The organism is Rahnella sp. CFA14(1/10) (genome assembly GCF_004195095.1).
Classification (GTDB): domain Bacteria; phylum Pseudomonadota; class Gammaproteobacteria; order Enterobacterales; family Enterobacteriaceae; genus Rahnella; species Rahnella perminowiae.
Map to the genome: position 1 here is coordinate 150,769 of NZ_SEWS01000001.1, position 26,536 is coordinate 177,304.

Here is a 26,536-nt window from a genome sequence, read left to right on the forward strand (position 1 = left end):
TCAACGCCCGGGGCTCAGAGAGGCTTACTTTCGTCTATGACATCACACGCAGCCATCGCTTCTTTGTAATGCTTACGGCACACCGAAACATAGCGTTCATCACCACCAATAACGACCTGTGCGCCATCATGCAAGGCGTTACCGTTCTCATCCAGTCTGAGATTGCGGTTAGCCTTGCGGCCACAATGGCAAATGGTTTTAAGTTCAACCAGCTTATCTGCCCAGGCCAGCAAATATTCGCTGCCTTCGAAAAGTTCTCCACGAAAATCCGTTCTCAGACCATAACAAAGTACCGGCACATCCAGATCGTCTACAACGTCCGTAAGCTGCGATACCTGTGCTTTAGTGAGAAACTGGCACTCATCAATCAGAACGCAGCTTAAACGCTGTGTGCGGTTCTCCTGTGCCACCAGATTAAAGAGTTCGGTCTCCCTGTTGTAAAGCTCCGCAGGCGAAGACAAACCGATTCGTGAGCTGACTTTACCCAAACCATACCGGTTGTCGAGTTCTGCCGTTAGCACCAGCGTGCGCATTCCACGTTCTTGATAATTATATGAAGATTGCAGTAACGAGGTAGACTTACCGGCATTCATCGCCGAGTAATAGAAATAAAGCTGAGCCATAAAAGAGTGACCCCATAATGTAATGGATGGCATAAATTTTCGGCATGTATTGTATCACATGCCTGCCAGACTATAACAACGGCCGGATAGCGCTCATGGCCTGCCCCCGCAAGACATTCACTCCGGGTAAAATCACAGAAACTTACAATGAAAAATTATAACGGTATGAGATAATTATTCCCTGCGGTCAAGCCAGAATACCCGCAATAAAAGGGGAGTTAATATGTCTTCATTGGCGAGTAAGGATTTGTCTATACATTAAAGAAGTCGATGGAAATGCTACCCACAAAGAATCATTTTTCTGAGTTCGTACTTCGTCCGCCCGCTCTTTTTTCATATCCTTACATTACATGGCTTCACGGATGCTTTAATTTTATGAACAATAACTGCCTTAAAAAACTACTTACACAAACCGTCAACAATCCTCAACAGGCTATTGAAATTAGGGTTATCACCCCCAGATAAATAGCGCTAAGCAGCCTGGCTATATTTCGTAGTGACTAAACATTATTTGCTTTAAATGCGTAAATTAAGGTCAGGCAAACAAATTCGCTATTGCAGAATACAGAAGAGCATTCTATTATTATCCAAACGCCCCCCACCAATATAATTCGAGACTAGTATAATGAGCGAAGCATTAAAGATTCTGAACAACATCCGTACTCTGCGTGCACAAGCGAGAGAATGCACTCTGGAAACTCTGGAAGAGATGCTGGAAAAATTAGAAGTTGTTGTGAACGAGCGTCGTGAAGAAGATTCTCAGGCAGCTGCAGAGATTGAAGAGCGCACCCGTAAACTGCAACAATACCGCGAAATGCTGATTGCTGACGGTATCGATCCTAACGAATTGCTGCAAACGATGGCTGCGACTAAAGCGACCGGTAAAACAAAACGTGCAGCACGTCCGGCTAAATACAAATACGTTGATGAGAACGGCGAAAACAAAACCTGGACAGGCCAGGGTCGTACTCCAGCTGTAATCAAGAAAGCAATCGAAGAGCAAGGCAAGTCACTGGACGATTTCCTGCTGTAATTGCCAACATTAACGTCACTGTTAATGCTAAAAAGCCTATCGCTCTGATGGGCTTTTTGTTTTATTACGCTGTAACATTGATCCGGCAAATACAAAACTGACACAGCCTGTTGCATAAACATCCATAAGATTTAACTGATTCCATTAAAAAAGGCCGCATTTGCGACCTTTGGGAAAACAATACAATATTAAATCTGATAAAAGTCGCGATACCAGTCCACAAAGCGCTGTACGCCCTGCTCTACAGGTGTTTCAGGCTTGAAGTCAATAGCCTTAGCCAGAGGCAACGTGTCTGCGCTGGTCTCGTGTACATCGCCTGGCTGCATTGGCAGCATATTCTTACCTGCAACTATTCCCAACGCCTTTTCCAGCGCACTGATATACGTCATCAGCTTCACCGGGTTACTGTTGCCTATATTATAAACGCAATAAGGCGCGGAACTGCTGGCTGGCGAGCCGCCTTCTACCGTCCAGTCTGGATCCGCTTGCGGAATAACGTCTTGTAAACGAACAATGGCTTCGGCGATATCATCGATATAAGTAAAGTCACGACGCATTTCGCCATGGTTATAAACATCTATGTTTTGCCCGCCAAGTATTGCTTTGGTGAACTTGAACAATGCCATGTCCGGGCGCCCCCACGGACCATATACAGTAAAGAAACGTAACCCGGTGGTGGGAATTTTATAAAGATGTGAATAGGTATGAGCCATTAATTCATTGGCTTTTTTCGTAGCCGCATACAGCGAAACAGGATGATCGACAGAATCATCCGTTGAAAAAGGCTGTTTTTTGTTCAGACCGTATACTGAACTGGAAGAAGCATAAAGCAAATGCCCGACGTTATTATGACGACATCCTTCCAGGACGTTAACAAATCCTATGAGGTTGGAATCGGCATAAGCCAGAGGGTTTTCGATAGAATATCGGACACCGGCCTGCGCAGCTAAATGGATAACACGTTCAAACCTCTGTTCCGCAAACAATGCGGCCATGCCCTCACGATCGGCTAAATCCAGCTTAATAAACTCAAAGCCATCTTTATTTTCCAGCTGAGCGAGACGGGCCAGTTTCAGATTGACGTCATAGTAGTCATTCAGATTATCAATGCCGATAACGCAATGACCTGCTGCCAGCAAACGTTGTGACACAAAGAAGCCAATAAAGCCCGCTGCGCCAGTGACCAGATATTTCATGCAAACTCCTTACAGAACCGGATTGATTGATGCGCCACGACCTATGCCGTAGTAAGTAAATCCGCGTTTCTCCAAACGTTCAGGATCGAATAAATTACGACCATCAAAGATAACCGGCTCTTTTAACGCTTTTTTGATCACATCAAAATCCGGAGCACGGAAGTTCTGCCATTCCGTACAAATAATCAGCGCATCGGCATTATGCAATGCAGATTCTTTGGTTCCCATCAATTCCAGATCATCACGGTGACCGTAGATCCGCTGCGTTTCGTTCATGGCTTCCGGATCATAGGCTTTGATTTTCGCGCCCGCTGCCCAGAGTTGTTCCATTAATACGCGACTCGATGCTTCACGCATGTCATCGGTATTTGGCTTAAATGACAGCCCCCACAGTGCAAAGGTTTTCCCTTTAAGGTCATCGCCGAAGTGGCGCTGAATGAAAGCAGGCAATTTATATTTTTGCTGGTAATTGACTTGTTCCACAGCCTGCAACAATTTCGGCTGATAGCCAATGTGTTCAGCAGTGCGGATTAACGCCTGGACGTCCTTAGGGAAACAGGAACCACCGTAGCCGCAGCCAGGATAGATAAAGTGATAACCAATGCGTGAATCAGAACCGATGCCCTGACGGACTTTCTCGATATCCGCACCCAGCATTTCTGCCAGATTAGACATTTCATTCATGAAACTGATTTTGGTTGCCAGCATACAGTTGGCAGCGTATTTAGTCAGCTCTGCACTGCGGATATCCATCAGGATCATGCGATCGTGATTACGATTAAAAGGTTCGTAAAGTTCACGGATCGGATCAATAGCGTCAGGATTATCCGTACCGATAACAATACGTTCAGGTCGCATACAGTCTGCGACTGCCGCCCCTTCTTTGAGGAATTCAGGGTTAGAGACAACATCGAAGCTGATGTCCACGCCGCGTTCTTTGAGTTTCTCTGTCATCACTGCACGGACTTTATCCGCAGTACCCACCGGAACGGTGGATTTATCGATAACCACTTTTGGTCCGGTCATATGCTCAGCAATCGTACGCGCAACGGCAGTCACATATTTCAGATCAGCGGAACCATCTTCATCAGGTGGAGTACCCACCGCGATGAATTGTACCGTTGCATGCGCTACACCTTCAGCCGCATTGGTGCTGAACAGCAAACGCCCTGCTTCATAGTTGCTCTGAACCAGCGGTGTCAGGCCCGGTTCAAAAATTGGGATCAGCCCGTTTTTCAGGTTTTCTACTTTCTTTGCATCTACATCGATACACAAAACTTCATGCCCAACTTCAGCAAGAACCGCCGCCTGAACAAGTCCGACGTAACCGATACCAAAAACTGTTACTTTCATCAGCGAATTCCTATTTGTTATTTTAAACAATGTAAAATAGACAGCCAAATTTTCCGGAACGGATTATAACAGTTTCAGGCACAAGTGCGCCTGGAAAGGCATATTTTGCATTGAGATACGTCTTAGAAGATTGAAATAATGTATGAAGGTAAAACATCGTGCGGGGAAAATGCTCAGGATTATTAATAAATTATTATCAATAGTAATAGATTTGCTCAATCAGCAGACAGCATTAATCTCAGACGCCCACCCGAACCCCAGACCTGACATTGCCAGGCATCACATTTCTGACTGATTTGATTGGAGTATGTGGCGCCGGTGGTGCCGAGCGGCACACCATTGCTAAGCTGGATCATATTGGTGCCGGTATTGACTGTGGCATGTAATCCCGCTGAAACCAGAATGAGATTCTTATACTCGGCATGATAATAGCCCAGCAATAATGGGAATTGTCCGTCGAGATTTGCCTGCTTGAATAAATGATTGACCTGTTTAAGCAGCGTCGACATTTGCGGTAACCGCTGATGCTGATCACTTAAGTGCTCACGTAATAAGCTGTTAAAAATAGCCCGCAGCAAGAGTGCAGCCAGTACCCCATTCTCGTTGGCCCGGGTCACATCCAGACAATAGAAACCGAGATCTTTGGAAGAAAGCGCGGCGATATCCAGCACCAGCCCCGGACTTTCTGCTGACGTCAGTTGCCGGTAATTGATGCGGCAATGCGCCAGCTTCTGCTGAACGGGTGGCTGTAATTCCTGCAACAAGCGCTGTGCTTCGTTGGGATTCCGGCACAGCGCTTCCCAGTCCTGAACCAGTGAGCTTTCCTCCATCGCCTGTGATGAAAAAAGCTTCGGGTATAAAGAAGAAAGTAACGCCTCGCGTAACCGGTTAAGATCGTTTATGGGTTTGAGGAGGACATCTTCCACACCGAGTCGCAGCATTGATGCAACATCTGTCATTTTATCAGTGGCGGAAATCACCAGAACAGGGATTTTACTCCCCTGTAATCGCAGGTTTTCGACGAACTCCATCCCTCCCATCTCAGGCATCGCTAAATCGCAGAGGATCAGGTCAGGCGGGTAATCTTCGACCAGAGACAAAGCCTCAAGGCCATTTTCGGCTTCCGTGAATGTCGCACCCAGGGAACTTACATAGCCGGCAAGTATAGATCGGAAAACGGCTTCGTCTTCAACGATGAGAATATGCTTGCTTGTAAGTGGCTTGTCCATCAGGGTCCCCCAGTATTTCTTATTCTAATAGTGGCTCATAAAGCCTGTTTTTGCTTGGCAGAATTGTCAGATTAGGCCAAACACATTTTAAGCCATTCAGAACTGTCTATTTTTAATCAGGGGCAGCAACTGATCTCTCTGTTTTTCAACGGCAAGACGCCCGGCCTCGATCGCTTCTTCCGCCCGATGAAAATCCAGCGTTGAGATTTGCGGACAATAAGGCTGGATCAGCACATCCGGCGGGTCGCCTGCCATGCGGTTACGCTTGAGCCGGTTTTCCAGCACCTGAATGGACGTAGACATTATTTCCATAGCCGAGGGGCTGACGTTAGGTTTTCGGGCATTTGGCCGGGTTAAACGCTGGCGTATTCTGTCACGCCAGCTTACTTCTGTCTCAGTATCCAGTGCTTCGCCTGTCGGTTGTACCGTCAGCAAATCTTGCTGCATCAGATGCGCGTCGTGCTGAAGATCGACGGCGATAACGATATCCGCGCCAAGCGCGCGGGTCAGCGAAACCGGCACAGGATTCACTACCGCCCCGTCAACCAGCCAGTAACCGTTATGCCAGACCGGTGCCAGCAGCCCGGGCATACTGCATGAGGCGCGGATAGCCTCATGCAAATCCCCTTTTGTCAGCCACAGTTCGCGGCCGGTGCTCAGATTGGTGGCCACTGCGCCAAACTTCTTCGAGCACTTTTCAAACTCATCAATGCGGATTAACTGCCCCACGGCATTGAATACACGCTCTCCGCGCAATAATCCTCCGCGCTTCCAGGAAAAATCCATCAGCCGCAGCACATCCCAGTAACTGAACGAACGAACCCAGTTTTCTATTGCCGGCAATCTGTCACTGACATAGGCTGCGCCGACCAGTGCACCGACCGAACAACCCGCCACGACATCGACGTCGATATCCATTTCTTTCAGGGCATTAATCACACCGATGTGCGCCCACCCTTTCGCGGCTCCTGAGCCGAGGGCAAGACCAATGGTGACTTTTCTGCTCATCTGATGACCTTATATTGCACATCGCGTTAGAATCAGCGGGCAAGCGCATTGTCACCCGGCGAGTTTGTTAGGTAACATATCAGTTTGGTGCATTCAATAGCGCAACCTGCGTTGTTAAATGTATTAGCCCTGAGATGCAGGAGTTTCCGTGTCAGAACTTTGCCCATGTTGCAGCAGCCTTTCCTTCGAAGAGTGCTGCCAGCCATACATCGCTGAGCGTAAAGTGGCGCCGACACCGTCTGCGCTGATGCGCTCGCGTTACACCGCCTATGTCCTGAAAAATGCGAGTTATCTGATCGCCACCTGGCACCCGGATTGTCAAGCAGAGCAATGGCGCAACAGTTTACAGGAAGGCTTCACCACTACCCACTGGCGCGGTTTGCAGGTCATCGGCCAGTCAGACGGGCGTCATGCAGATGAAGGTTTTGTTGAGTTTGCCGCGCGGTTTACCGAAACCGGCGATGAACATATTCATCTGATCCACGAGCGTTCGCGATTTCTTCGTTTGAACGAACGCTGGTACTATATCGACGGAATTAAACCGCAGACAGGCCGCAATGACGCCTGCCCGTGCGGATCGGGTAAAAAATATAAGAAGTGCTGCGGTAAATAATTCAACCGTATTATTTTAAGTCTTGGACAGGATCCACACCCTCATGCCGCAACAGAACGTACAAACCAAGGTATTACGCACCATTTGCCCTGACGCAAAAGGTCTGATCGCCAAAATCACCAACATTTGCTACAAGCACGAACTTAATATCGTGCAGAACAATGAATTCGTCGATCACCGCACCGGGCGCTTCTTTATGCGTACCGAGCTGGAAGGGATTTTCAATGACACCACATTGCTGGCTGATCTCGACAGTGCGCTGCCAGCGGGCTCCGTGCGTGAACTGAACAGCACCGGCCGCCGCCGTATCGTGATCCTGGTGACCAAAGAAGCCCATTGTCTGGGCGATCTGCTGATGAAAGCCGCTTACGGTGGTCTGGATGTCGAAATCGCCGCTGTGATCGGTAACCACGATACCCTGCAAACGCTGGTTGAGCGCTTCGATATTCCGTTCCATCTGGTCAGCCATGACGGCCTGAGCCGCGAACAGCATGACAGCGCGATGATTGCGCAAATTGATCAGTATCAGCCGGATTATGTGGTGCTGGCTAAATACATGCGTGTGCTGACGCCGGGCTTTGTGCAACATTATCCGCATCAGGTGATCAACATACACCACTCATTCCTGCCGGCATTTATTGGTGCCCGCCCGTATCATCAGGCGTACGAGCGCGGCGTGAAACTGATTGGTGCCACCGCGCATTACGTGAATGATAACCTGGATGAGGGTCCGATCATCATGCAGGACGTGATTAACGTCGATCATACTTATACCGCAGAAGATATGATGCGTGCCGGGCGCGATGTGGAGAAAAATGTGCTTAGCCGCGCGTTATACCGCGTACTGGCGCAACGTGTCTTCGTTTACGGCAACCGCACTGTCATTCTGTAATCCGCCTTGTGACGGTGCTTTTCGTTCAGAGAAGCACCGTTAAGAACAAAAAACCCGCAAACAAACTTTATTATCGCTTTCAGCGCTTTACAGCCCCGAACCATTTGGTATTATGCGCCCCGTTCGCAGCTAACCGCTGCAGCGACAAAAATCATCCATGTAGCACATGATGGTTTTGGCCAGAAAGTATGTAGTAAATGCCACAAAAATTGTGGTGGGGTTCCCGAGCGGCCAAAGGGAGCAGACTGTAAATCTGCCGTCATCGACTTCGAAGGTTCGAATCCTTCCCCCACCACCATCTTCAAGATATTCCCGCTTCTTCCGAAAATTCCAAACTAAAATAAAAATACAAATCGGGAAGGATAGAGAATCTTCGACCCGAAGGTTTGAGCCGAGCGAAGCGAGACAGCGTTGCGCAGCAACGACCCGCAGGGCGAGGCCACAGGCCGAGTCATCCTTCCCCCACCACCATCTTCAAAAGTCCCCTTCGTTTCCCACCAGGCTGAGCATTACCCGTCAAACCTGAACAAAATGTCCTGCTGACACTTCCTGATATTGCCGTTGTGGCGGAATGTAGCCGTTATCACGCACCGGGCTTTTCAGCTCATCGACCTGCATTTGCCGTTTCAGCATTCTGCGCGACGGATCAGGTACCGGCACTGACGCCATTAATTTTCGTGTATACGCATGCTGCGGATTATCAAATATCGCTGCGCGCGGGCCGATCTCTACAATCTCACCCAGATACATCACCGCCACGCGATGGCTCACCCGCTCGACCACTGCCATATCGTGCGAAATAAACAGGTAGGAAAGATGCATGCTTTCCTGCAAATCGAGCAACAAATTCACCACCTGCGCTTTCACCGACACATCCAGCGCGGATACCGATTCATCGGCGACAATCACTTTTGGATCGAGCGTCAGTGCGCGCGCAATACAAATTCGCTGGCGCTGACCACCGGAAAACTCATGCGGAAAACGACGCAACATATCCGGCGACAATCCGACTTTTTGCAGCAACGACGCGGCTTTCTCTTTTGCATCGCTGCGGTTATGCAGTTTATGTTGCAACATAGGTTCGATCAGCGCGTCACCAATGCGCATACGCGGATTCAGGCTGGCAAACGGATCCTGAAATATCATCTGAATGCGCTGCCGCATCTGTAAAATATCGCGCCGGCCCAGATTCATTACATCAAAACCGTCGAAATCAATTGCACCGCTGTGTGGTTTCAGCAGCCGTGTTACCGCACGTCCGGTCGTCGATTTTCCGCAACCGGATTCCCCGACCAGCGACAGCGTTTCACCCGGATATAAATCAAAGCTGATATTTTCTACCGCGTGAACCGCCCCAACCTGACGGCTAAATATGCCGCCATACACCGGAAAACGTGCACTGAGATTTTTCACCGAGAGCAATGGCGTCAGCCCCGAACCGACCGTTTCTGCCACTTCCGTTGGCTCGCGTGTTTCACCGGTTTGCAAATTAATTTGCGGGAAACGCAACGGCCAGGCACGCCCCTGCATCGACCCGAGTTTCGGTACGGCGGCCAGCAAAGCGCGGGTATAAGGATGCTGCGGGCGATGAAAAATCTCCTCCGTGACCCCGCTTTCCACCGCCTCACCGCGATACATCACCAGCGTGCGGTCTGCGATTTCAGCCACCACGCCCATATCATGCGTGATAAACAACACCGCCATCCCTTCTTCTTCCTGCAACGTTTTAATCAGATCCAGAATTTGCCCCTGAATCGTCACATCCAGCGCCGTCGTGGGTTCATCGGCGATCAGTAGCTTAGGTTTCAGCGCCAGTGCCATCGCAATCATCACGCGCTGACGCATACCGCCGGAAAACTGATGCGGATACTCGTCGAAACGCGCGTTGGCATTCGGGATCCTGACTTTCTCCAGCAAACGCAGGGTTTCCGCCCGCGCCTGAGCGGATGACATGCCCCGGTGCCGTTTGAGGCTTTCCGCGATTTGTCTGCCGATACTGAATGTCGGATTCAGCGACGTCATCGGCTCCTGAAAAATCATCGCCATGTCGTTGCCCCGGATATCGCGCATCTGCTTATCAGAAAGCGCCAGCAAACTGCGCTGATTCAGCCAGACTTCACCTTCAATTTTACTGCCCTGCGCTTTAAGCAAACGCATCACCGACAGCGATGTCACGCTTTTCCCCGAGCCGGATTCGCCGACGATCGCCAGCGTCTCGCCGGGATAGACATCAAACGACAAATCACGTACCACCGGCAACCAGTCGTCTTCGCCGCGAAATGAGGTAGTGAGATGTTTCACGCTCAGCACGGGCTGACGGTTTTCCGGTTGTCCGCGGGTCGGGTTCATTTCATTTGCTCCTGGAAGAAAGCTGCACCTGCGGCGCGTAGCTGAAGTTACGGTCAAACGGGAAGGTTTTACGCGGTTTGCGCAGGCGCGGCAGGCGTTCGACAAACTGATCGACCACGCCGTTAGACAGCGCCATCAGATTCGGGCTGGCAAGCGGGGCCAGTTCCGGCGACAGATAGCCGGATTTAACAACAACAATATCTGCGGTATACGGATCCAGTCCCAGCACGGTGAAATCGCTGATGTTGTGATAGGGGCGACGACGCGCCGAAACGACCACGTCAATCCCGCCGATACGAAGTACCGCCTGACGGTCAGCCGGAGTCAGTGCATCGAGCAGGAAGATAACGTCGAATTCGCCTTTCACCTGCGGGCTGGAATGATCGAGTGACGCGCCGAGTGTCAGCATCAGTGTTGATCCGACACCGGCATTGAATGCCGCGTCGGTGGCCGGGGCATCGGCAATACCGGCCACAATCGTATTCTGCGCATACTGTTTGATCAGCTCCTGCAACACATCGGCGCGATCGCCAACGCCACCGCCGGTCGGATTATCGCCGGAATCCGCCAGCACCACCGGCCGCGTTTCACTGGCAATGGCCTTTTTCACACAGGCTTCCACGGTGTCGGTTTCACAGCCAAACACAAAATCTTCACGGGCGTCCCAGTAAGCCTGTGCCAGTTGCGTGGCCTGCTGTTCCAGCACGGTGCGGTCGGTCCCGGTCATGATTACGGCGGCGGTCGCACGCGGCTCATCCGCCCACACGTAACCGACCATCAGCGAACTGTCCCAGACGCCTTCCACTTCATCCATTTCCGGCAGGCGGGCGTATAAACTTTTCGCCGGTTCATCTTCCGTGCTGGTCCGCTCACCTGGCAACACTACCGGTACCGGCACCCACAGCAATGTTGGTTTCACGCCACTTTGCAGATGCTTCACCAGCATGGCGACAGAACGGCGCATGGTTTCTTCCACATCAATATGCGGCGCGGTGCGGTAGGTCGAAAACATATCAATGGCGTCAATAATGCGCTGTGAGACATTCCCGTGCAGATCGTAACTGACACTGATCGGGCAATCAGGCCCGACTGCTTTGCGCGCCGCAGCAATCCAGTCACCTTCAGCATCTTCTAATCCTTCAACATACATCGCGCCGTGCATCGCCAGATACACGCCGTCAAACGGTTTTTGCGCTTCCAGCCCTGCCAGCATTTCCGCTTTGAATTTATCGTAAGTGGCACGGGCTACCGGTCCGCCGGCGATAGCACGGGCGTGAATGGTCGGTAAAAAGGTGGCCGGATAGTCCTGTAAAAAACGAAAGCGCGGTGACGCCAGCAACTGCGCATCCCGCACGACAGTGAAATCCTTTTCCTCGTTAAGCACCGGATTGTAAGTACTGCATTCAATGTGGATACCGCTGACAGCTATACGCATATTGCTCATTCCTCAGACAGGCTTCAGACCGACCAGAAAGCGGTGGGCAGCAATGCTTGCTGCCGCGCGCGCCCAGGTGTCGTCGTTTAGGGTAAAAGTGCGGACGGGCGTTTTACCGGCATTGCCCGGCAAGACGTTGGCTTCAACGGACTGATGCATAACCGTGCCAAACAGCCCGGAAAAATCGGCGTCCTGATGTGCAATCAGGATCAAATCCGGATCATTGATTTGAATCAGGTGCGATATCGCTAAGCCGAGCGCAGAACCCGCACGGTGCAAAATGCGGATCGCCGCACTCTGACCCTGCATCGCCAGTTGTTCAAGCCCGCCGATGGTGGTGACCTCCAGCCCTTCGGCTTTAGCCATGTCGGCAATGGCATTGAGTGAGGCTAACGTATCAAGGCAACCCCGCTTGCCACAGCGACACGGCGAACCGTTCAGCTCCAGCGTGCAGTGCGCGATTTCCCCTGCTCCGCCGTGTAACCCCCGATGCAACTGCCCGGCGATGAAATGTGCGCTGCCAATCCCCGCGCCGTGACTGACCAGCGTAAAGCTGCTCAGATCCCGCGCCTGACCGAAGCTTTTTTCGCTCACCGCCAGCGCTTTGGCATCATTTTCAATCGCCACGTCCATGCCGGTCGCCTGTGAAATCAGCTTCGCCAGCGGCACATCCCGCCAGCCCAGCAATGCCGACTGCACGCAGGTTGACTGATGTTCATCAATCAGTCCGGATAGTGTCACACCGAGCCCGACCAGCTTTTTCGCCGCTTCGGGATGTGGCCCGAGCAATACCGGTAATGCGCTGGCGATATTCGCCGCCAGTTGTTGAGGATCCGTACCGGCCGCGAACGACACACGTGACAGTATTTCGCCATGCAGATTAATCAGCGCCATCTGCGCCGGATTTTGCAGCAAAGATACCCCGGCAAACCACGCGCCGTCAGGATGGACGACCAGACGCACGGAAGGTCTCCCCTGCCCGCTGCCCGGCACCGTTTCCGCCTCATGCAGGAAACCGGCCTCAATCATCTCGCGTACCACGCCACCGATGGCCGCTTTACTCATCCCTGAGAACTGCGCCAGTTCGGTACGGCTTAAACCGCCTGCGGCATTCACTGCACCCAAAATCTGACGTTGCAAAGTTGTTAGCATATTCGTTTTGGCGCTCTCAGTTTTCGCTCATCTGCATTGACATTAAACGGTAGAAATGGATATATCAATGCTAATTAGTTCACAAATTAAACTAAATGTTTGGATATAAGTATTTCATATGAACTATTTGTTAAATCTGTTTGTTAAAACAAACTGTCATTAAAACCGGCGTTTTACCGAACCGGCAGAATAAATCAGAGCCATTTAATCCGCTTTTTCACGCAGAGGGCAGAACATGAAGATTACCCATTACATCCGGCGTCCCGTGCAGTTATCGCTGCTGAGCAGCGCACTTCTCGCCGCGCTTTCGCTGCCGGTTTTTGCCGCCACGCTGAACGTGATGCAGAACGAAGCACCGCGTAGCATGGATCCGGGCAACCAGACCGCGACGTTTACCGGCACGGTACTCGACCCGATGTACGAAGGTCTGTTGCGCATGTCGCCACAACTCAAACCGGAAGCGGCTCTGGCAACGTCATGGAGCAGCGATGAAAGCGGCCTGGTGTGGACATTCAAACTGCGCAGCGGTGTCACATTCCACGACGGCACACCGTTTAACGCCGACGCCGTCGTCGCCAACTTTGCCCGTCATCTCGATACCAAACGCGGGCTGGCCGCCAGCGGACGTCTGCGTACCTTCCTTGACAGCGTGACCAAAACCGATGACTCCACGGTGGTGTTCAGACTTAAAAAACCCTATCCGGCTTTCCTCAATTTACTGACCACCGGCGCCTGTCTGATGGTCAGTCCGGCGGCAGATAAAACCGGCACGCTGGACAGCAAAGCAGTCGGCACCGGTCCGTACAAAATGGTGCAATACAAAACCGGCGAATTCGTGCTGGAAGAAAAATATCCGGGCTACTGGGGCGATAAAGCCGCCGGGCCGGACGACATCAAATGGACCTGGAGCGCAGAGCCTTCGGTGATGAACATGGCGTTGCAGGCCGGTGAAGCCGACGTCATCAACCCGGTGCCTCCGCAATTTGCCCGTGTACTGAAAAACAATCCGAAATTCAGTTTGCATGAAAGCCCGGGAGCGGCCGTGTTCTGGGTCGCGCTGAATACCGACCTCAAACCGCTGAGCGATGTCCGCGTGCGTCAGGCACTGAACTACGCCACGGACCGCGACGGACTGGTGCGCGCCATTATGTCGGGCTTCGCACAACCGGCGAATTCCCCGCTGGCACCGGTGACCGCCGGTTATGACAAAACGCTGGATCCGTATCCGTTGGATCTGGCAAAAGCCAAAGCATTACTCAAAGAAGCCGGTGTACCCGACGGTTTCACGATGTCGATTGCCGTACAAGGGCAGGACGCCCGTATCGGTCAGGTGCTGCAAAGCATGTGGGCAAAAATCGGCGTGAAACTTGATGTGCGGATTATGGAAAGCGGCGTGTGGACCAAAGCCGCGTTTGCCGATCAGGCGGGTAAAAAGGCCGATAACACCGGCGCGGTGCTGGCGTCATGGTCTTCCGGCGCGAACGGCGCAGATCTGCAACTTCGTCCGCTTTACTACAGCAAAAGCTTCGCACCGGGCGGCGCGAATCTGGGCTTCTTCAGTGATGCAAAACTGGACGACATGTTAGACAAAGCGGCTTCTACGCTGGATGAAAATACCCGTAACGCGATTTACGTTGACGCTCAGAAAGAAATTAATCAGCAGGCACCGCAGGTTCTGTTGTATTACCAGAATGATTTGTACGCTACCGGTACGCATATTTCAGGCGTCACAATGATACCCGGTGGTCAAATTGTGGTGAAAGATGCACAGAAAAAATAACCGCGGCATTTACAGTGGAAAAGCGCCATGAAAGCCTATCTTGCCAAAAAACTCATCGCTTTCCCGATCATTCTGATCGGGGTATCGATGCTGATTTTTGTGTCTATCCGCGCGCTGCCGGGCGATCCGGCGCGTCTGATGGCCGGGCCTGAAGCGACGCAGGAAGCGGTGGATGCCATGCGTGTGCGCCTCGGGCTGGATCAGCCGCTGGTGACGCAATATGTGCATTTTGCCGGGGAAGTGTTGCAAGGCAATCTCGGCGTCTCGTTGCAGTCGCAACAGCAGGTCACACAGGAAATCGCTGAGCGGATGCCGTATACGCTGATGCTGGCCGTGCTGGCGTATTTTCTGGCAGTGGCGGTGGGCGTTCCTGCGGGCATGATAGGTGCAGTTTACCGCAACCGCTGGCCTGATTTTGGCGTAATGTTACTGGCCATTGCCGGTGCCTCTGTCGCCAACTTCTGGCTGGGGCTGATGGCGATGAACACTTTCTCGGTCACGCTTGGCTGGCTGCCGTTGCTCGGTGCCACTTCATGGAAAAGCTATATTCTTCCCTCAGTCACGCTGGCCGTTTTACCGATGGCGGTCATGGCGCGTATGACGCGTTCGAGCATGCTGGATGTCTTGTCGGAGGATTATATCCGTACCGCGCGCGCCAAAGGGTTGTCCGCCACCACTGTGTATTGCAGCCATGCATTCCGCAATGCATTGATCCCGATTGTCACTATCGTGGCGCTCAATTTCGGCAGCCTGATTGGCGGGGCAGTTGTCACCGAATCCGTCTTTAACTGGCCGGGTATCGGCCGCCTGCTGGTGGATTCCGTACGCTACCGTGATTACCCGGTTATTCAGGGCGTGGCACTGGTCGCCGTCTGCGGCGTGGTGGTCATGAACCTGCTCGGTGAATTGCTGATCGCTTTCCTGAATCCAAAAATAAGGTTTGATTGATGTCTGCCTTTATCACGCAATTACCCCGTCGCAAACCGCGTACGCTGCGGTTTTTCCGCTGGTTATGGCGACATCCTGCCGTGGCTCTCGGCGGATTTATTGTCAGCCTGATCGTGCTGATGGGACTGTTCGCCCCCTTGATTGTCCGTCATGACCCGTACGCACAAGACCTGATTGATACCCTGCTTTCACCCAGTGCCGATCACTGGTTCGGTACCGATGATTACGGCCGCGATATCTTCGCGCGGGTGATTTATGGTGCGAGGATTTCGATTATCGAAGTGGTGCTGAGCGTCGGTCTGGCGATGATCATCGGCATTCCGCTGGGGATTATTGCCGGCATGGCGGGGCGATATACTGACATGATTATTATGTGGTTTATGGACATGCTGTTTGCCTTTCCGGGCATCGTGCTGGCCATTCTGGTGGTCAGTATTCTCGGCGGCGGACTGGTGAATTTACTGATCGCCATTTCACTGTTTGCCATACCGGTGTATGCCCGTCTGAGCCGTAACCTGACGCTGGGTTTAAAGCAGATGGAATACGTGGAAGCCGCGCAGGCGCTGGGCTTGTCGAATTACCGCATCATCGTGCATTATATTCTGCGCAACGCTATCGGGCCGATTATCGTGCAATCGACGCTGACCGCAGGTACGGTGATCCTCGCAGCGGCCAGCCTGTCATTTCTGGGGCTTGGCGTACAGCCGCCGATGCCGGAATGGGGTACCATGATGAGCGATGGCCGGAACTTCCTCGGCATAAATATTTACCTTTCGCTGTTCCCGGGTCTGGCCATTATGCTGACCGTGCTTGGTTTTAACGTACTTGGCGACGGGCTGCGAGATTTACTGGACACACGCTCATGAGTTCTGCCGTTTTTTGCGCCGATATCGGCGGTTCGTTTATTAAATTTGGTGTTTCACGTTATTCAGGCAAAGTAGAAGAATGCGGCAAAGTGCCCACACCCGTCGCCTCATGGCAGGATTTCGCCGACGCGATACAACAACTGATCGACAGATATGGCGCTGATTTGCCGGCATGCACGCCGCTGGCTATTTCCACCGCAGGATTAGTTTCGCCACAAACCGGCGAAATGCTCGCAACCAATATTCCGGCCTTTACCGGTCATTCACTGGCGAAAGATCTGAGCGCGGCGCTTGACCGTCCGGTCACTGCCGCCAACGATGCCGACTGTTTTGCCCTTGCCGAAGCCCATGCAGGAAACGCACAAAATCAACCCGTCGTGGCGGCGATTATTTTAGGTACCGGCGTCGGCGGGGGTCTGGTGATCAACGGCCAGCTGGTACGCGGCCACGGTGGCGTTACCGGCGAATGGGGCCACGGTGCGATTACCCGCACGGAGTTGACGATTGACGGCAAAAATTACCCCATTCCGCGCCTGAAATGTGGCTGCGGCCAGACCGGCTGCCTCGATATGCTCGGCGGTGCGCGCGGTATGGAACGTTTGCATCAACATTTTCACCATCAGGAAAATACCAGTCTGGACATTATGACTGGCTGGCTGAACGGGGATCCTGGCAGTTCGCTGACCGTTAACGCCTGGCTGGAACTGGTTGCCGAACCGCTGGCCTTGCTGGTCAATATCCTCGGCCCTGCGCGGATCGTCGCGGGTGGCGGGCTGGCGTCTGCCACTGAACTTATCGCCGCGCTGGATGTAAAAGTACGTGGCGGTGTACTGCACAACTACGCCGAACCGCTGCTGATACCGGGTAAATTCCTGACCGACGGCGGCCTGGTGGGGGCATCGGTGCTGGGGAGGATGGAATGATGAGCCCTTCCGGCCTCTTTTAAATTCAAAATCAAAATCAAGGTCATGGGTTGCCACCCACACCGGCCTCAAGGGTGGCTTATCGCCACCACCCTTGAGAATCCCGGGCTCTTTTACTGCGCGCTTCGCTGGAGGCTATGTTTCAGCGAGCGTGGTGATTGCCGCAAAATCCCGCCGCTGCGCGGTGCCCTCCCGTCGGGTTACAACCCGCGCAAAAAGACGCGCGGCTTTACACCTCTCCCTCCGGCGTTATTTTGGAACCGGCCTCAACCTTATAGGACGTAACCTCACTGCTTGTGATTTTGTCTTTTAAAAAAGCCAAAGGCGATTCAGAAATCTTGCTGAACGGAGCGGCCTGAAGACCTATGGCTTCAGGACCGAGTGAAGGCATCGCGCAGCGACAAGATTTCCAGCCTGTCACAGTGATACCTGAAACATAGCCAACCCGTGGATCACGTGTTTGAAAAAGCGAGGGGAGTTCAGAGGGGAAAAGCCTTTCCCCTCTGGTCGGTTTCGGCGCGAAAGGCCGTGTGATAACCGTTATTGAGAAACCGAAACTTACATCGGACTCACCTTACACGCTATATTTGGTAATGTTTCCTATTAAAGCTGTTCACATCAATTTTAAATATGCAGGGAATATCATTATGATTTTTCACCGCTATCACGGACTGGGTAATGATTATCTGGTCTGCCATCACAGCGTCGCCGCCCTGCTCAGCCATCAGCAAATCCGGCGCATCTGCGACCGCCATTACGGGATAGGTTCTGACGGTTTGCTGATCGACAACGACGGTGCTGACATTCCCTTCCTGCGCATTATTAATCCCGACGGTTCTGAAGCCGAAAAAAGCGGTAACGGCCTGCGTATTTACGCCCGCTATCTGTTTGATATTGGTCGCACGGGGCATGAACCGTTTCTGGTGAATACCTCAGGCGGACAGGTGCGCTGTGAAGTCACCGCATACGCACATCAGGTGATTGTGGATATGGGGCAGGCAAAATTCTCGCCAGCCGCGTTACCCGCAACGGTTGAAGGCGATGAAGCTCTCGCGTTACCGCTGGTGGCTGGCGGGCACAATCTCAGCGCAACGCTGGTGTCGATGGGCAATCCGCACTGTGTGATCCGGGTGGAAAAGCTGGATCTGGATTTGGTCAGGCAGCTCGGTGCTGAAATTGAAACGCTGGCGATTTTTCCGAAACGTACCAACGTGCAGTTCGTGCAAGTCATTGATCGCAATACTATCCGCATCGGCATCTGGGAACGGGGCGCGGGGTATACGCTGGCTTCCGGCAGCAGCAGTTGTGCGGCGGCCAGCGCAATGCGCAAGCTCGGGCTGGTGGACGACACGGTTACCGTGCAGATGCCCGGCGGTGAACTCGCCATCCGTTTCAGCGGCGATTTTCAGGTCAACATGCGCGGGCCGGTGCAGAAAATCGCCACTGTGACTCTTGATAGTGACTGTTTCCGGGATATGCCGGGGTAGCGTTTTGACCAGCTGAACTTCCCGGTCTTACTGCCCGGGCATCACCCGGTGACACCTCGCCACCACGCCGTTTGGACCGCACACCAAATCCTGCGGCATCTGACAACCGTCTCCGGCCAGCGGGCAACGTTCGCGGAAATAACATCCCATTGGCAGGTTGCGGTTGCCCGGTAATTCCCCTTTTCTATCGACTATCCCTTCATCAAGCTGACGTCCGGCACGGGGAACCGAATCGAGCAACAAACGGGTGTAGGGATGTTGTGGCTCTGACAGGACGTTTTCCGCCGTCCCCAGTTCAACGATTTGCCCGAGATACATCACGGCGACACGGTCACTCATATGGCGGATAACGGAAACGTTATGAGAAATCAGCACATAGGTGAGATTACGCTGGCGTTGCAGTTCCACCAGCAAATTGAGGATTTGTGCCTGCACCGAAATATCCAGCGCCGAGGTCGGTTCATCCAGCACGATGATGTCCGGCTCTGAGGACAGCGCACGGGCAATGGAGATACGCTGACGCTGGCCGCCGGAAAACGCATGCGGCAGACGGTCGAGGTATTCCCTGCGGATACCCACCTGCTCCGCCAGCGTAGCGGCCAGTTCACGGCGTTCCCGGCTGCTGTTGTGTTTTTGCACAAACACCGGTTCGGTAATGATCCGCCAGACCGGCAGGCGCGGGTCCAGCGACGATTGCGGATCCTGAAACACCATTTGCATACCGGAGCCGAACCAGGAATTGTCATGGCGTGCGCGATGCACTTCACCGCTGCTGGGCTTTTGCAGCCCCATCAGCAACTGCGCCAGCGTGCTTTTCCCGCAACCGGATTCACCGACAATACCTAAGGTTTCGCCGCGGATAATATTGAGATCCAGCCCGTTCAGCGCGTGCACATAACCGGTCGGTTTACCGCGCCAGTTATAGCTTGCGGGAAACCGTACACGCACGTCCTGCAGTTCAACCAGTGCCTCAGCAATCATCAGGAATGCTCCTCAATACGTTGGATGTAGATGTCACCGGCACGGCGTTGCGGATGCCAGCAGGCCACGGATTGCTGCGGGAAGTGCGGCAGTGAAGCCAGCGCCGGTGTCTCGATGCAATGCTCATCGGCATGATCGCAGCGCCCGCGAAACGCGCAGCCCTGCGGCAGTTTTGCCAGATTCGGCACGGTGCCGGGAATGGCTTTAAGCAGACTGCGTGGCTCACCGTTTTCAGGTGCGGCCTGCAATAAACCGATGGAATACGGGTGCGACGGCGTGTCGATCACATCCGCTGTCGTGCCGCTTTCGATCACATGCCCGGCGTACATCACATAAACCCGGTCACAAAGCTGTGACACGACGGCCATATCGTGCGTGATAAATAAGACCGCCGTGCCGCTGGCGCGGGCTTTGCGCTGGAGTAAACGCAATACCTGCCGCTGCACGGTGACATCCAGCGCAGTAGTCGGTTCGTCGGCGATAATCAGCTCCGGTTCGCAGGAAAAGGCCATAGCGATCAACACACGCTGGCGCATCCCTCCTGAAAGCTCAAACGGGTAGCGTGACATTATCTGCTCCGCATCGGCAATCTGCATATCCTGTAACAGGCCGACGGCTTTTTGCCATGCCTGTGTCTTGCTGATTTTCTGATGCAGACAGATGACTTCACACATCTGACGGCCGATTTTACGCGTCGGATTTAGCGCATTCATCGGCTCCTGAAAGATCATCGCCACCCGCGCGCCGCGTAAGGTACGCATCTGTTCTTCCGTGGCCTGAACCACATCAGTACCGAGCATGCGTAACGTGCCGCCGGTGACAGTAAAGCCGTCGGGCGGCAGCAGACGCATCGCCATCATTGCCGTGACGGATTTACCTGAGCCGGATTCACCCACCACGCCGACGATTTCTCCGGCACTGACCGACAGTGATACCTGATTCAGCGCTTTCACCTCACCGCCGTACACCGGAAAGACCAGTTGCAGATTGTCGATTTCCAGTACCGGCGTCCGGGATTGTTCAGTCATCTCAGCGCCCTCTGCTTTTCGGATCCAGCAGGTCGCGCAGACCGTCGCCGAACAGATTAAAACCGGTGGCCGTGATCAGAATAGCCACGCCGGGAAAAGCTGAATACCACCATTGATCGAGAATATAATTGCGGCCATTGGACACCATCGCACCCCATTCTGCGGTCGGTTGCTGTGCCCCAAGGCCGATAAAACCTAATGTCGCTGCCATCAGAATTGAGGTGCCGATATCCAGCGAAGCCTGCACTATCAGCGGCGGCATCACATTGCGCAGCACGTGCCAGGTAATGAGATGCCAGCGCGACGCGCCGAACGTCCGCGTAGCTTGCATATAAGCCTGATGGCGCAGCATCAGCGTTTGCCCGCGTGCAAGCCGCACGTAAAACGGAATGCGCACGACGGCAATCGCCAGCATAGCGTTAAATAAACTCGGTCCGAGCGCGGCCGCCAGCGCCATGGTTAATACCAGCGACGGCACCGACAGCATAATATCCATGCAGCGCATAATCAGCGCATCCACCACACCGCCGACCACGCCGGAAAAACAGCCAAGCAGCGAGCCGGTCGTACCGGCAATGATGACCACCGCCAGCCCGGCGGCGACGGATTGCTGGCTGCCAGTCAGCACCCGACTGAACAGATCCCGCCCGACTTCATCGGTACCAAACCAGTGCAACGCGGAAGGTGCCTGCAATCTGTCGGTCAGGCTGATGGCATTCGGGTCGTACGGTACCAGCCACGGCGAAAAAATCATGATGAAAAGCACGACCAGCATGATCGCCAGCCCTAACATCGTCAGCGGGCTGCGGCTCAGTAAATGGAATGTGCGCCGCCAGCTGGCGAAACGCGGTTTGACATCCGGTGCCACAATATCGGCCCGACGATTATTGACGCCCGGTTCAATCACTGACATTGGCTCACCCCTCACGTCCGATGCGCGGATCGATCCACACATACAGCAAATCCACACACAAATTGACGATCACGTATGCGAACGACACCACTACCGCAAAGCCCATCACTGCCGGGAAGTCCAGCGCCTGAATCGAATTCACGACATACGCCCCCATGCCCGGCCAGGCAAAAACGGTTTCCGTCAGCACCGCACCGTAGAGTAAATCCCCCATCGCCAGCCCGAGCACGGTCACGGACGGGATCAGTGCATTCGGCAAGGCGTGGCTGAGGATCACCCGCCAGCGGGAAAGCCCGTTGGCACGCGCCGTACGGATGTAGTCTTCATTCAGTTGCTCCAGCATCGCCGAGCGGATCTGACGCGCCACAATCCCCATATGCACAAACGCCAGCGTCAGCGCAGGCATCGCCAGATGTTGCAGACTGTTCCAGAAAGCCTCCCGGTTGCCGGTCAGCAAAGAATCGAGCACATAAAAACCGGTGATATTGGCAGGCGGATCCATCCAGTCATCCAGCCTTCCACCGCCCGGCAGCAGGTTAAGATGGCCGTAGAACAGGATGATGACACCCAGCCCCAGCCAGAACGCAGGCGTGGAGATACCCAGCACCGAAAGCAAACGCACCAGATGATCGGGGAGTTTATTACGGTAAACTGCCGACAGCACACCCAGCGGAATACCGAGCACAATCGCCAGAAACAGCGCACTGACCGCCAGTTCTAACGTCGCCGGGAAGAAGGCTTTCAGGTCTTCCAGCACCGGACGACCGGTGCGGATTGAAGTGCCCAAATCGCCGTGCAGCAGGTCGCTGACGTAACGGAAAAACTGCACATACAGCGGCTGATTCAGCCCCAGTTGCTCACGGATATGTTCAACCATTTCATTGCTTGCGCGATCGCCCGCCAGCAACCGAGCCGGATCACCAGGGATCATATGCGAGATGATAAAAGTAATGACGCAAACCCCCGCCATCACCAGTATCAGCCCCCAGCAGCGCTGGCGGATCAGAGTCCAAAAAGTCATAGTTTTTCCCCGTAAAACCCTTTCAGGTCGTGAAAGGGTTTTCGTGAATGATATTGCGGTTACTGTTTATGCATTTGACCAACGTTGAACACTTGTTCGAGCATCGGGTTGAAAACAAAGCCCTTCACGTCTTTGTTCATCGCCACCTGGTAGTTTTTCTGGAACAAATACACATACGCCGCTTCGTCGATAACAATTTTCTGCGCCTGCTGGTAGTACTCGGTGCGCTGTTTCTGGTCGGTCACCGACACGGCTTTTTTCAGCAACGCATCAACCTGCGGATTGGAATAGAAGGAACGGTTACCCGGCAGGCCTTTCTTGTCGGACTCAAACCAGTAGTTCATAAACATGTACGGGTCGGCAAAATCCGGGCTCCAGTTACCGATTGAGATGTCGTAATCGCCCTGCCCGATACGGTCGCGCATGGTAGCGTTAGCCAGCTTTTCCAGTTTCACGTTAATCCCGGCCTGACCCAGGCTGGCCTGCACGGAAAGTGCGATAGCTTCCCAGTTCGGATCGTTATCGGAATACAGGAAGTCCAGCGTCTGCGACTTGTCTTTGACTTTCCCGAGGTCGGCTTTGGCCTGCGTCAGATCCAGACTGTATTGTTTTGCCGTCGGGTCGAAGCCCCACATACCGTCAGGGATGGGCCCGCGCATCTGTTTAGCGTTACCGCCAAGAATACCTTTCACCATGCCCTGATAATCCACGGCAGAGGAAATCGCGCGGCGTAAATCCACCTGACTGAACGGTGCTTTGCCGTTGTTGAGATACAGATACGTCACGCGCAACGACGGAAATTCCTCAACGGCGACGTTGTCTTCTTTCTTCAGCGCAGCCAACTGGTCCACCGGCAGGGAATCAGCGATATCCAGATCCCCACGTGAAAGTTGCAGACGGCGGGTAGCGCTTTCACCGATAATTTTCACGGTCACGCGTTTGAAGGCTGGCTTTGCGCCGCTGTAATACGGGTTCGGCACCAGCACCAGTTGCTGACCTTTCTGCCAGCGATCGAGCTTATAAGGGCCGGAACCGGCGGTATGACCGGCCAGCCATGCCTTGCCTTCATCAGCAGGATTGGCTTTAGCAATCGCCGGATTGACGATCCCCGCACCGTCATTCGCCAGCGTGTAGAGGAATGGCGCGAACGGCGTTTTGAGTGTGAACGTGACCGTCAGCGGATCCACCACCGAGACCGTCATGTCTTTCGGGAAGGCTTCCGACGGGCCCTGGCCGATTTTCATCAGACGATCGAATGACCATTTCACGGCATCGGCATTAACTTCAGTGCCGTCATCAAATTTGGCGCCCGGCTTGAGTTTGAAGGTCCAGACGAGTTGATCCGGTGAAGCCGTCCAGCTTGCCGCCAGATCCCCTTCGACCTGCGTCGAGCCTTTACCGCCTTCGGTTTTATACTGCACCAGACGCTGATACGCCGGATACGTGACCGTCCAGTCGTTGTTGTCGATAGTCACCGCCGGATCCAACGTTTGCGGATCGGCTGCTTTACCAATCACCAGCATGTCTTTCGGCACGGCGGCCTGCGTGGCAAAACTTAAGCCTGACAAGGCGAGAAAAATGGCACCGGCGACCTGTGTTTTCGTATTTTTGCGGAACGTTTTGATTGCTGTGTTGCTCATCGGGGAACTCCTGGCTCTGTCAAAAAGTGATAAGAGACGTGCAATGATTACGCGGCATTAACCGGCGGATAGCAGCCGAACCGCTCTTCCAACAACGGATACGTATTGGCATCCGGTAATTCAAAGTGCCACCACTCGCTGGCGATACCTTTAAAGCCACCCGCTGCCATCACGGCGTTGAGCAACAAGCGGTTACGCTGGATGTGTGGCGGTAAATCGGGATAAAACGGATGCGATACTTCCGTCATTTCATCGAAACCCGCGCCCATATCCACGACTTCCCCCTGCTCATCCAGCAAGGTGAGATCGACGGCCACCCCGCGGCTGTGATGCGAGCCGAGCCTGATATCCACCACATAATCCGGATTCGGAAACGCCGCCCATAAACAGGCCTGCGCCGCCTGCGGCCGGTAAGCGTCATAAATTTTCAGGGTAAAACCTGCCAGTTTCGCCACTTCATTGCAGCGAACTAAAGCCGAGGCGGCATCGGGGTGCAGCAGGCAACGCGATTCACAATAAATCGGCTGACCGGTCAGGTTATCTGCGGTGGCATACTTCAGGTCAATCACGGCATCGGGCAAAACTTCGGCCAGATCAGTCAGTGCGATGTCAGGTGTTTTATTATTGGTGGTCATGGTTAATGTCTTTCCGTTCCTGTCGTTGCAATGAATTTACGATTCAAATTGTCCGAGCTGTTTTTGCAAAATCCGGTTATTTGCCAGCCGTTGTTCAACATCGTTACCGCGCAGTTCGAGTACTGCCGAGCACAGCAAGTTGAACAGGCAACTGAGCGGTGCCATCGAGTCCCAGAACTGGCCGGTGTCGGTTTTCACCTGCAACAGATCTACCGGATAATCGCGCGCCCACGGGCAATAAATGTCAGTAATCAGTGCCACGTTCAGGCCGCGTTCACACGCAGCTTCGCAATAGGTTTGCGCCATCTTCGAATATGCACGGGTATCGGTGACCACCAGATAGGGCTGCGTGAATTCCGAATTCAGGGATTCAACATAGGTGCCGGAAAGCCCGTCGGCGAAATAAACTTTCGGACGTAAGTATTCGAGATAACTGGCGAAGTTATTGGCAATGCCGCGCACCGACTGAATACCGAGAATAAACACCGCCTCAGCCTCAGCCAGGCGACGGCTGATCTGCGCAAAACTGTCAGTTTGCGCCAGCTGATAGACGTGATTAATGGCGCCAAGCTCGAGCGTCAGCGACTGCTGCAACTTTTCCTGCTGCGGCTGTTTGCTGCGTTCGCGGTAAGCACCCAGACGATCGGTAACCACCCACGGCTGATAGGATGTGCCGCTTTGCAGACGCAGCATTTGCTTGAAATGATCGAGATTACGATAGCCCAGGCTGCGCAGATAGCGCCCGACAGAAATGCCGCTGGTCGCCGCGCTACGCGCAATGCTGTCCGCCGTTTCAAACGGGATCTGTGCAAGATTTGCCAGCAGGTAGCTGGCAATGCGTTTGCCCGTCGGCGTCTGTCCGGCAAACGAGGCTTCGATTTGTTCAATCACATCCTGCGCTGGCTGCATCAGTGCATCCTCTGTTGCTTCATTGTCAAAAAGCTAGACGTTGTTAGTAAAATAACAATGCACGGGATGTGCCAGTTTCGGGAAATGAATGAAATTTGTGCGGAAGATCTGAATTTATGATGATGTGATGGCAGGCAACTGGCAAAAAACTTGCTGAAGAACGGCCGGAACCAAACTTATCGATAACGCTTGCACAACAATCAGGCAACTTGTGAGTGCTTTTAGTGCAATACAGCCATGACAAGGCGAAAGCATGAGGAAAAACTGCAGAGGCTTTAACCACTTTGTCTTAATAGTCAACAGGTTGAACATTAAGAGAACAGTCAGACAACTTTTTTCGTTAACCCTTTGACATGCCACGGGGCAGTCGTTATTATTCGCCCCGTTCACACGATTCCTCTGTAGTTCAGTCGGTAGAACGGCGGACTGTTAATCCGTATGTCACTGGTTCGAGTCCAGTCAGAGGAGCCATATTAGAAAAGCCCGCTTAAGGAAACTTAAGCGGGCTTTTTGCTGTTTGTG

The 26,536-nt window shown here is 53.3% G+C and carries 23 protein-coding genes, 2 tRNA genes and 1 other RNA gene; 11 read left to right on the forward strand and 15 right to left on the reverse strand.

Annotated features, from left to right (window positions below):
- Positions 1-14: 14 nt before the first annotated feature.
- Entirely contained in the window at positions 15-623 is a 609-nt protein-coding gene (locus EVX52_RS00735; RefSeq protein ID WP_129951613.1) for a thymidine kinase, read from the reverse strand.
- 625 nt (positions 624-1,248) lie between these two features.
- Here EVX52_RS00735 and hns point away from each other — a divergent pair.
- Positions 1,249-1,656, forward strand: coding sequence for a histone-like nucleoid-structuring protein H-NS (gene hns / locus EVX52_RS00740; protein WP_129951614.1), 408 nt, complete (start codon positions 1,249-1,251; stop codon positions 1,654-1,656).
- A gap of 188 nt (positions 1,657-1,844) precedes the next feature.
- Here the strand turns inward: hns and EVX52_RS00745 are convergent, their stop codons facing one another.
- The 4 genes from EVX52_RS00745 to rssA all read right to left on the reverse strand — a co-directional run bounded on the left by EVX52_RS00745 (position 1,845) and on the right by rssA (position 6,442).
- Positions 1,845-2,852 (reverse strand): NAD-dependent epimerase, encoded by a 1,008-nt coding sequence (locus tag EVX52_RS00745; RefSeq protein WP_129990398.1) that lies wholly within the window; start codon positions 2,850-2,852, stop codon positions 1,845-1,847.
- A 9-nt stretch (positions 2,853-2,861) separates the two neighbouring features.
- The gene (locus tag EVX52_RS00750; RefSeq protein ID WP_129951616.1) at positions 2,862-4,205 is read right to left on the reverse strand and encodes a UDP-glucose/GDP-mannose dehydrogenase family protein; all 1,344 of its coding nucleotides are present in this window, start codon (positions 4,203-4,205) and stop codon (positions 2,862-2,864) included.
- 215 nt (positions 4,206-4,420) lie between these two features.
- Positions 4,421-5,434 carry a two-component system response regulator RssB gene (gene rssB, locus EVX52_RS00755; protein ID WP_129951617.1) on the reverse strand — a complete coding sequence of 338 codons (1,014 nt, stop codon included), beginning with the start codon at positions 5,432-5,434 and terminating at the stop codon, positions 4,421-4,423.
- 96 nt (positions 5,435-5,530) lie between these two features.
- Positions 5,531-6,442: a patatin-like phospholipase RssA gene (gene rssA / locus EVX52_RS00760; protein WP_129951618.1), complete on the reverse strand. Its 912-nt coding sequence runs from the start codon at positions 6,440-6,442 to the stop codon at positions 5,531-5,533.
- 148 nt (positions 6,443-6,590) lie between these two features.
- Here rssA and EVX52_RS00765 point away from each other — a divergent pair, with 148 nt between their 5' ends.
- The 4 genes from EVX52_RS00765 (at position 6,591) to EVX52_RS00780 (ending at position 8,418) form a co-directional block, all read left to right on the forward strand.
- Positions 6,591-7,055 (forward strand): YchJ family protein, encoded by a 465-nt coding sequence (locus tag EVX52_RS00765; protein WP_129990399.1) that lies wholly within the window; start codon positions 6,591-6,593, stop codon positions 7,053-7,055.
- A gap of 43 nt (positions 7,056-7,098) precedes the next feature.
- Positions 7,099-7,947, forward strand: coding sequence for a formyltetrahydrofolate deformylase (purU, locus tag EVX52_RS00770; protein WP_129990400.1), 849 nt, complete (start codon positions 7,099-7,101; stop codon positions 7,945-7,947).
- Between the two features lie 213 nt (positions 7,948-8,160).
- A tRNA-Tyr gene (locus tag EVX52_RS00775) sits at positions 8,161-8,245 on the forward strand.
- Between the two features lie 43 nt (positions 8,246-8,288).
- Positions 8,289-8,418: non-coding RNA, RtT sRNA (locus EVX52_RS00780), on the forward strand.
- A 45-nt stretch (positions 8,419-8,463) separates the two neighbouring features.
- Here the strand turns inward: EVX52_RS00780 and EVX52_RS00785 are convergent.
- From EVX52_RS00785 to EVX52_RS00795, 3 genes are read right to left on the reverse strand one after another with little or no spacing between them, the layout of a single operon-like run.
- Positions 8,464-10,296, reverse strand: coding sequence for an ABC transporter ATP-binding protein (locus EVX52_RS00785; protein WP_129990401.1), 1,833 nt, complete (start codon positions 10,294-10,296; stop codon positions 8,464-8,466).
- Position 10,297: 1 nt separating this feature from the next.
- Complete coding sequence (locus EVX52_RS00790; RefSeq protein WP_129990402.1) at positions 10,298-11,731, reverse strand: M81 family metallopeptidase; 1,434 nt, start codon at positions 11,729-11,731, stop codon at positions 10,298-10,300.
- A 12-nt stretch (positions 11,732-11,743) separates the two neighbouring features.
- Positions 11,744-12,883: an ROK family transcriptional regulator gene (locus tag EVX52_RS00795; protein ID WP_129951622.1), complete on the reverse strand. Its 1,140-nt coding sequence runs from the start codon at positions 12,881-12,883 to the stop codon at positions 11,744-11,746.
- A 235-nt stretch (positions 12,884-13,118) separates the two neighbouring features.
- Between EVX52_RS00795 and EVX52_RS00800 the strand changes: the two genes are divergently transcribed.
- The 5 genes from EVX52_RS00800 (at position 13,119) to dapF (ending at position 18,887) form a co-directional block, all read left to right on the forward strand.
- Complete coding sequence (locus tag EVX52_RS00800) at positions 13,119-14,663, forward strand: ABC transporter substrate-binding protein (protein ID WP_129990403.1); 1,545 nt, start codon at positions 13,119-13,121, stop codon at positions 14,661-14,663.
- A gap of 27 nt (positions 14,664-14,690) precedes the next feature.
- Complete coding sequence (locus tag EVX52_RS00805; RefSeq protein ID WP_129990404.1) at positions 14,691-15,611, forward strand: ABC transporter permease; 921 nt, start codon at positions 14,691-14,693, stop codon at positions 15,609-15,611.
- Entirely contained in the window at positions 15,611-16,477 is an 867-nt protein-coding gene (locus EVX52_RS00810; RefSeq protein WP_129990405.1) for an ABC transporter permease, read from the forward strand. The genes EVX52_RS00805 and EVX52_RS00810 overlap by 1 nt, the downstream gene beginning before the upstream one ends.
- On the forward strand, positions 16,474-17,400 hold the full coding sequence (locus tag EVX52_RS00815) for an ROK family protein (RefSeq protein ID WP_129990406.1): 927 nt from the start codon (positions 16,474-16,476) through the stop codon (positions 17,398-17,400). Before EVX52_RS00810 ends, EVX52_RS00815 begins: the two co-directional genes overlap by 4 nt.
- Before the next feature lie 647 nt (positions 17,401-18,047).
- The gene (dapF, locus tag EVX52_RS00820) at positions 18,048-18,887 is read left to right on the forward strand and encodes a diaminopimelate epimerase (protein ID WP_129990407.1); all 840 of its coding nucleotides are present in this window, start codon (positions 18,048-18,050) and stop codon (positions 18,885-18,887) included.
- Between the two features lie 27 nt (positions 18,888-18,914).
- Here the strand turns inward: dapF and EVX52_RS00825 are convergent, their stop codons facing one another.
- The 7 genes from EVX52_RS00825 to EVX52_RS00855 are packed head-to-tail and all read right to left on the reverse strand — an operon-like array spanning position 18,915 to position 26,014.
- Complete coding sequence (locus EVX52_RS00825; RefSeq protein WP_129990408.1) at positions 18,915-19,868, reverse strand: ABC transporter ATP-binding protein; 954 nt, start codon at positions 19,866-19,868, stop codon at positions 18,915-18,917.
- Entirely contained in the window at positions 19,868-20,896 is a 1,029-nt protein-coding gene (locus tag EVX52_RS00830) for an ABC transporter ATP-binding protein (RefSeq protein WP_129951629.1), read from the reverse strand. Before EVX52_RS00830 ends, EVX52_RS00825 begins: the two co-directional genes overlap by 1 nt.
- Before the next feature lies 1 nt (position 20,897).
- Complete coding sequence (ddpC, locus tag EVX52_RS00835; protein WP_129951630.1) at positions 20,898-21,809, reverse strand: D,D-dipeptide ABC transporter permease; 912 nt, start codon at positions 21,807-21,809, stop codon at positions 20,898-20,900.
- Between the two features lie 4 nt (positions 21,810-21,813).
- Positions 21,814-22,830, reverse strand: a complete 1,017-nt coding sequence (locus EVX52_RS00840) for an ABC transporter permease (protein WP_129951631.1) — start codon at positions 22,828-22,830, stop codon at positions 21,814-21,816.
- 59 nt (positions 22,831-22,889) lie between these two features.
- Positions 22,890-24,470, reverse strand: coding sequence for an ABC transporter substrate-binding protein (locus EVX52_RS00845; protein ID WP_129951632.1), 1,581 nt, complete (start codon positions 24,468-24,470; stop codon positions 22,890-22,892).
- Positions 24,471-24,517: 47 nt separating this feature from the next.
- Positions 24,518-25,105 (reverse strand): D-alanyl-D-alanine dipeptidase, encoded by a 588-nt coding sequence (gene ddpX, locus EVX52_RS00850; RefSeq protein WP_129951633.1) that lies wholly within the window; start codon positions 25,103-25,105, stop codon positions 24,518-24,520.
- Between the two features lie 36 nt (positions 25,106-25,141).
- Positions 25,142-26,014: a MurR/RpiR family transcriptional regulator gene (locus EVX52_RS00855; RefSeq protein ID WP_129951634.1), complete on the reverse strand. Its 873-nt coding sequence runs from the start codon at positions 26,012-26,014 to the stop codon at positions 25,142-25,144.
- Positions 26,015-26,409: 395 nt separating this feature from the next.
- Between EVX52_RS00855 and EVX52_RS00860 the strand changes: the two genes are divergently transcribed.
- A tRNA-Asn gene (locus EVX52_RS00860) sits at positions 26,410-26,485 on the forward strand.
- Positions 26,486-26,536: the final 51 nt, after the last annotated feature.

Excerpts from the sequence above, each read along its gene's own strand:
- EVX52_RS00735 (WP_129951613.1), bottom strand. The coding sequence starts at position 623 with ATGGCTCAGCTTTATTTCTATTACTCGGCGATGAATGCCGGTAAGTCT.
- hns (WP_129951614.1), top strand. The coding sequence starts at position 1,249 with ATGAGCGAAGCATTAAAGATTCTGAACAACATCCGTACTCTGCGTGCA.
- EVX52_RS00745 (WP_129990398.1), bottom strand. The coding sequence starts at position 2,852 with ATGAAATATCTGGTCACTGGCGCAGCGGGCTTTATTGGCTTCTTTGTG.
- EVX52_RS00750 (WP_129951616.1), bottom strand. The coding sequence starts at position 4,205 with ATGAAAGTAACAGTTTTTGGTATCGGTTACGTCGGACTTGTTCAGGCG.
- rssB (WP_129951617.1), bottom strand. The coding sequence starts at position 5,434 with ATGGACAAGCCACTTACAAGCAAGCATATTCTCATCGTTGAAGACGAA.
- rssA (WP_129951618.1), bottom strand. The coding sequence starts at position 6,442 with ATGAGCAGAAAAGTCACCATTGGTCTTGCCCTCGGCTCAGGAGCCGCG.
- purU (WP_129990400.1), top strand. The coding sequence starts at position 7,099 with ATGCCGCAACAGAACGTACAAACCAAGGTATTACGCACCATTTGCCCT.
- EVX52_RS00785 (WP_129990401.1), bottom strand. The coding sequence starts at position 10,296 with ATGAACCCGACCCGCGGACAACCGGAAAACCGTCAGCCCGTGCTGAGC.
- EVX52_RS00790 (WP_129990402.1), bottom strand. The coding sequence starts at position 11,731 with ATGCGTATAGCTGTCAGCGGTATCCACATTGAATGCAGTACTTACAAT.
- EVX52_RS00795 (WP_129951622.1), bottom strand. The coding sequence starts at position 12,883 with ATGCTAACAACTTTGCAACGTCAGATTTTGGGTGCAGTGAATGCCGCA.
- EVX52_RS00800 (WP_129990403.1), top strand. The coding sequence starts at position 13,119 with ATGAAGATTACCCATTACATCCGGCGTCCCGTGCAGTTATCGCTGCTG.
- EVX52_RS00805 (WP_129990404.1), top strand. The coding sequence starts at position 14,691 with ATGAAAGCCTATCTTGCCAAAAAACTCATCGCTTTCCCGATCATTCTG.
- EVX52_RS00810 (WP_129990405.1), top strand. The coding sequence starts at position 15,611 with ATGTCTGCCTTTATCACGCAATTACCCCGTCGCAAACCGCGTACGCTG.
- EVX52_RS00815 (WP_129990406.1), top strand. The coding sequence starts at position 16,474 with ATGAGTTCTGCCGTTTTTTGCGCCGATATCGGCGGTTCGTTTATTAAA.
- dapF (WP_129990407.1), top strand. The coding sequence starts at position 18,048 with ATGATTTTTCACCGCTATCACGGACTGGGTAATGATTATCTGGTCTGC.
- EVX52_RS00825 (WP_129990408.1), bottom strand. The coding sequence starts at position 19,868 with ATGATTGCTGAGGCACTGGTTGAACTGCAGGACGTGCGTGTACGGTTT.
- EVX52_RS00830 (WP_129951629.1), bottom strand. The coding sequence starts at position 20,896 with ATGACTGAACAATCCCGGACGCCGGTACTGGAAATCGACAATCTGCAA.
- ddpC (WP_129951630.1), bottom strand. The coding sequence starts at position 21,809 with ATGTCAGTGATTGAACCGGGCGTCAATAATCGTCGGGCCGATATTGTG.
- EVX52_RS00840 (WP_129951631.1), bottom strand. The coding sequence starts at position 22,830 with ATGACTTTTTGGACTCTGATCCGCCAGCGCTGCTGGGGGCTGATACTG.
- EVX52_RS00845 (WP_129951632.1), bottom strand. The coding sequence starts at position 24,470 with ATGAGCAACACAGCAATCAAAACGTTCCGCAAAAATACGAAAACACAG.
- ddpX (WP_129951633.1), bottom strand. The coding sequence starts at position 25,105 with ATGACCACCAATAATAAAACACCTGACATCGCACTGACTGATCTGGCC.
- EVX52_RS00855 (WP_129951634.1), bottom strand. The coding sequence starts at position 26,014 with ATGCAGCCAGCGCAGGATGTGATTGAACAAATCGAAGCCTCGTTTGCC.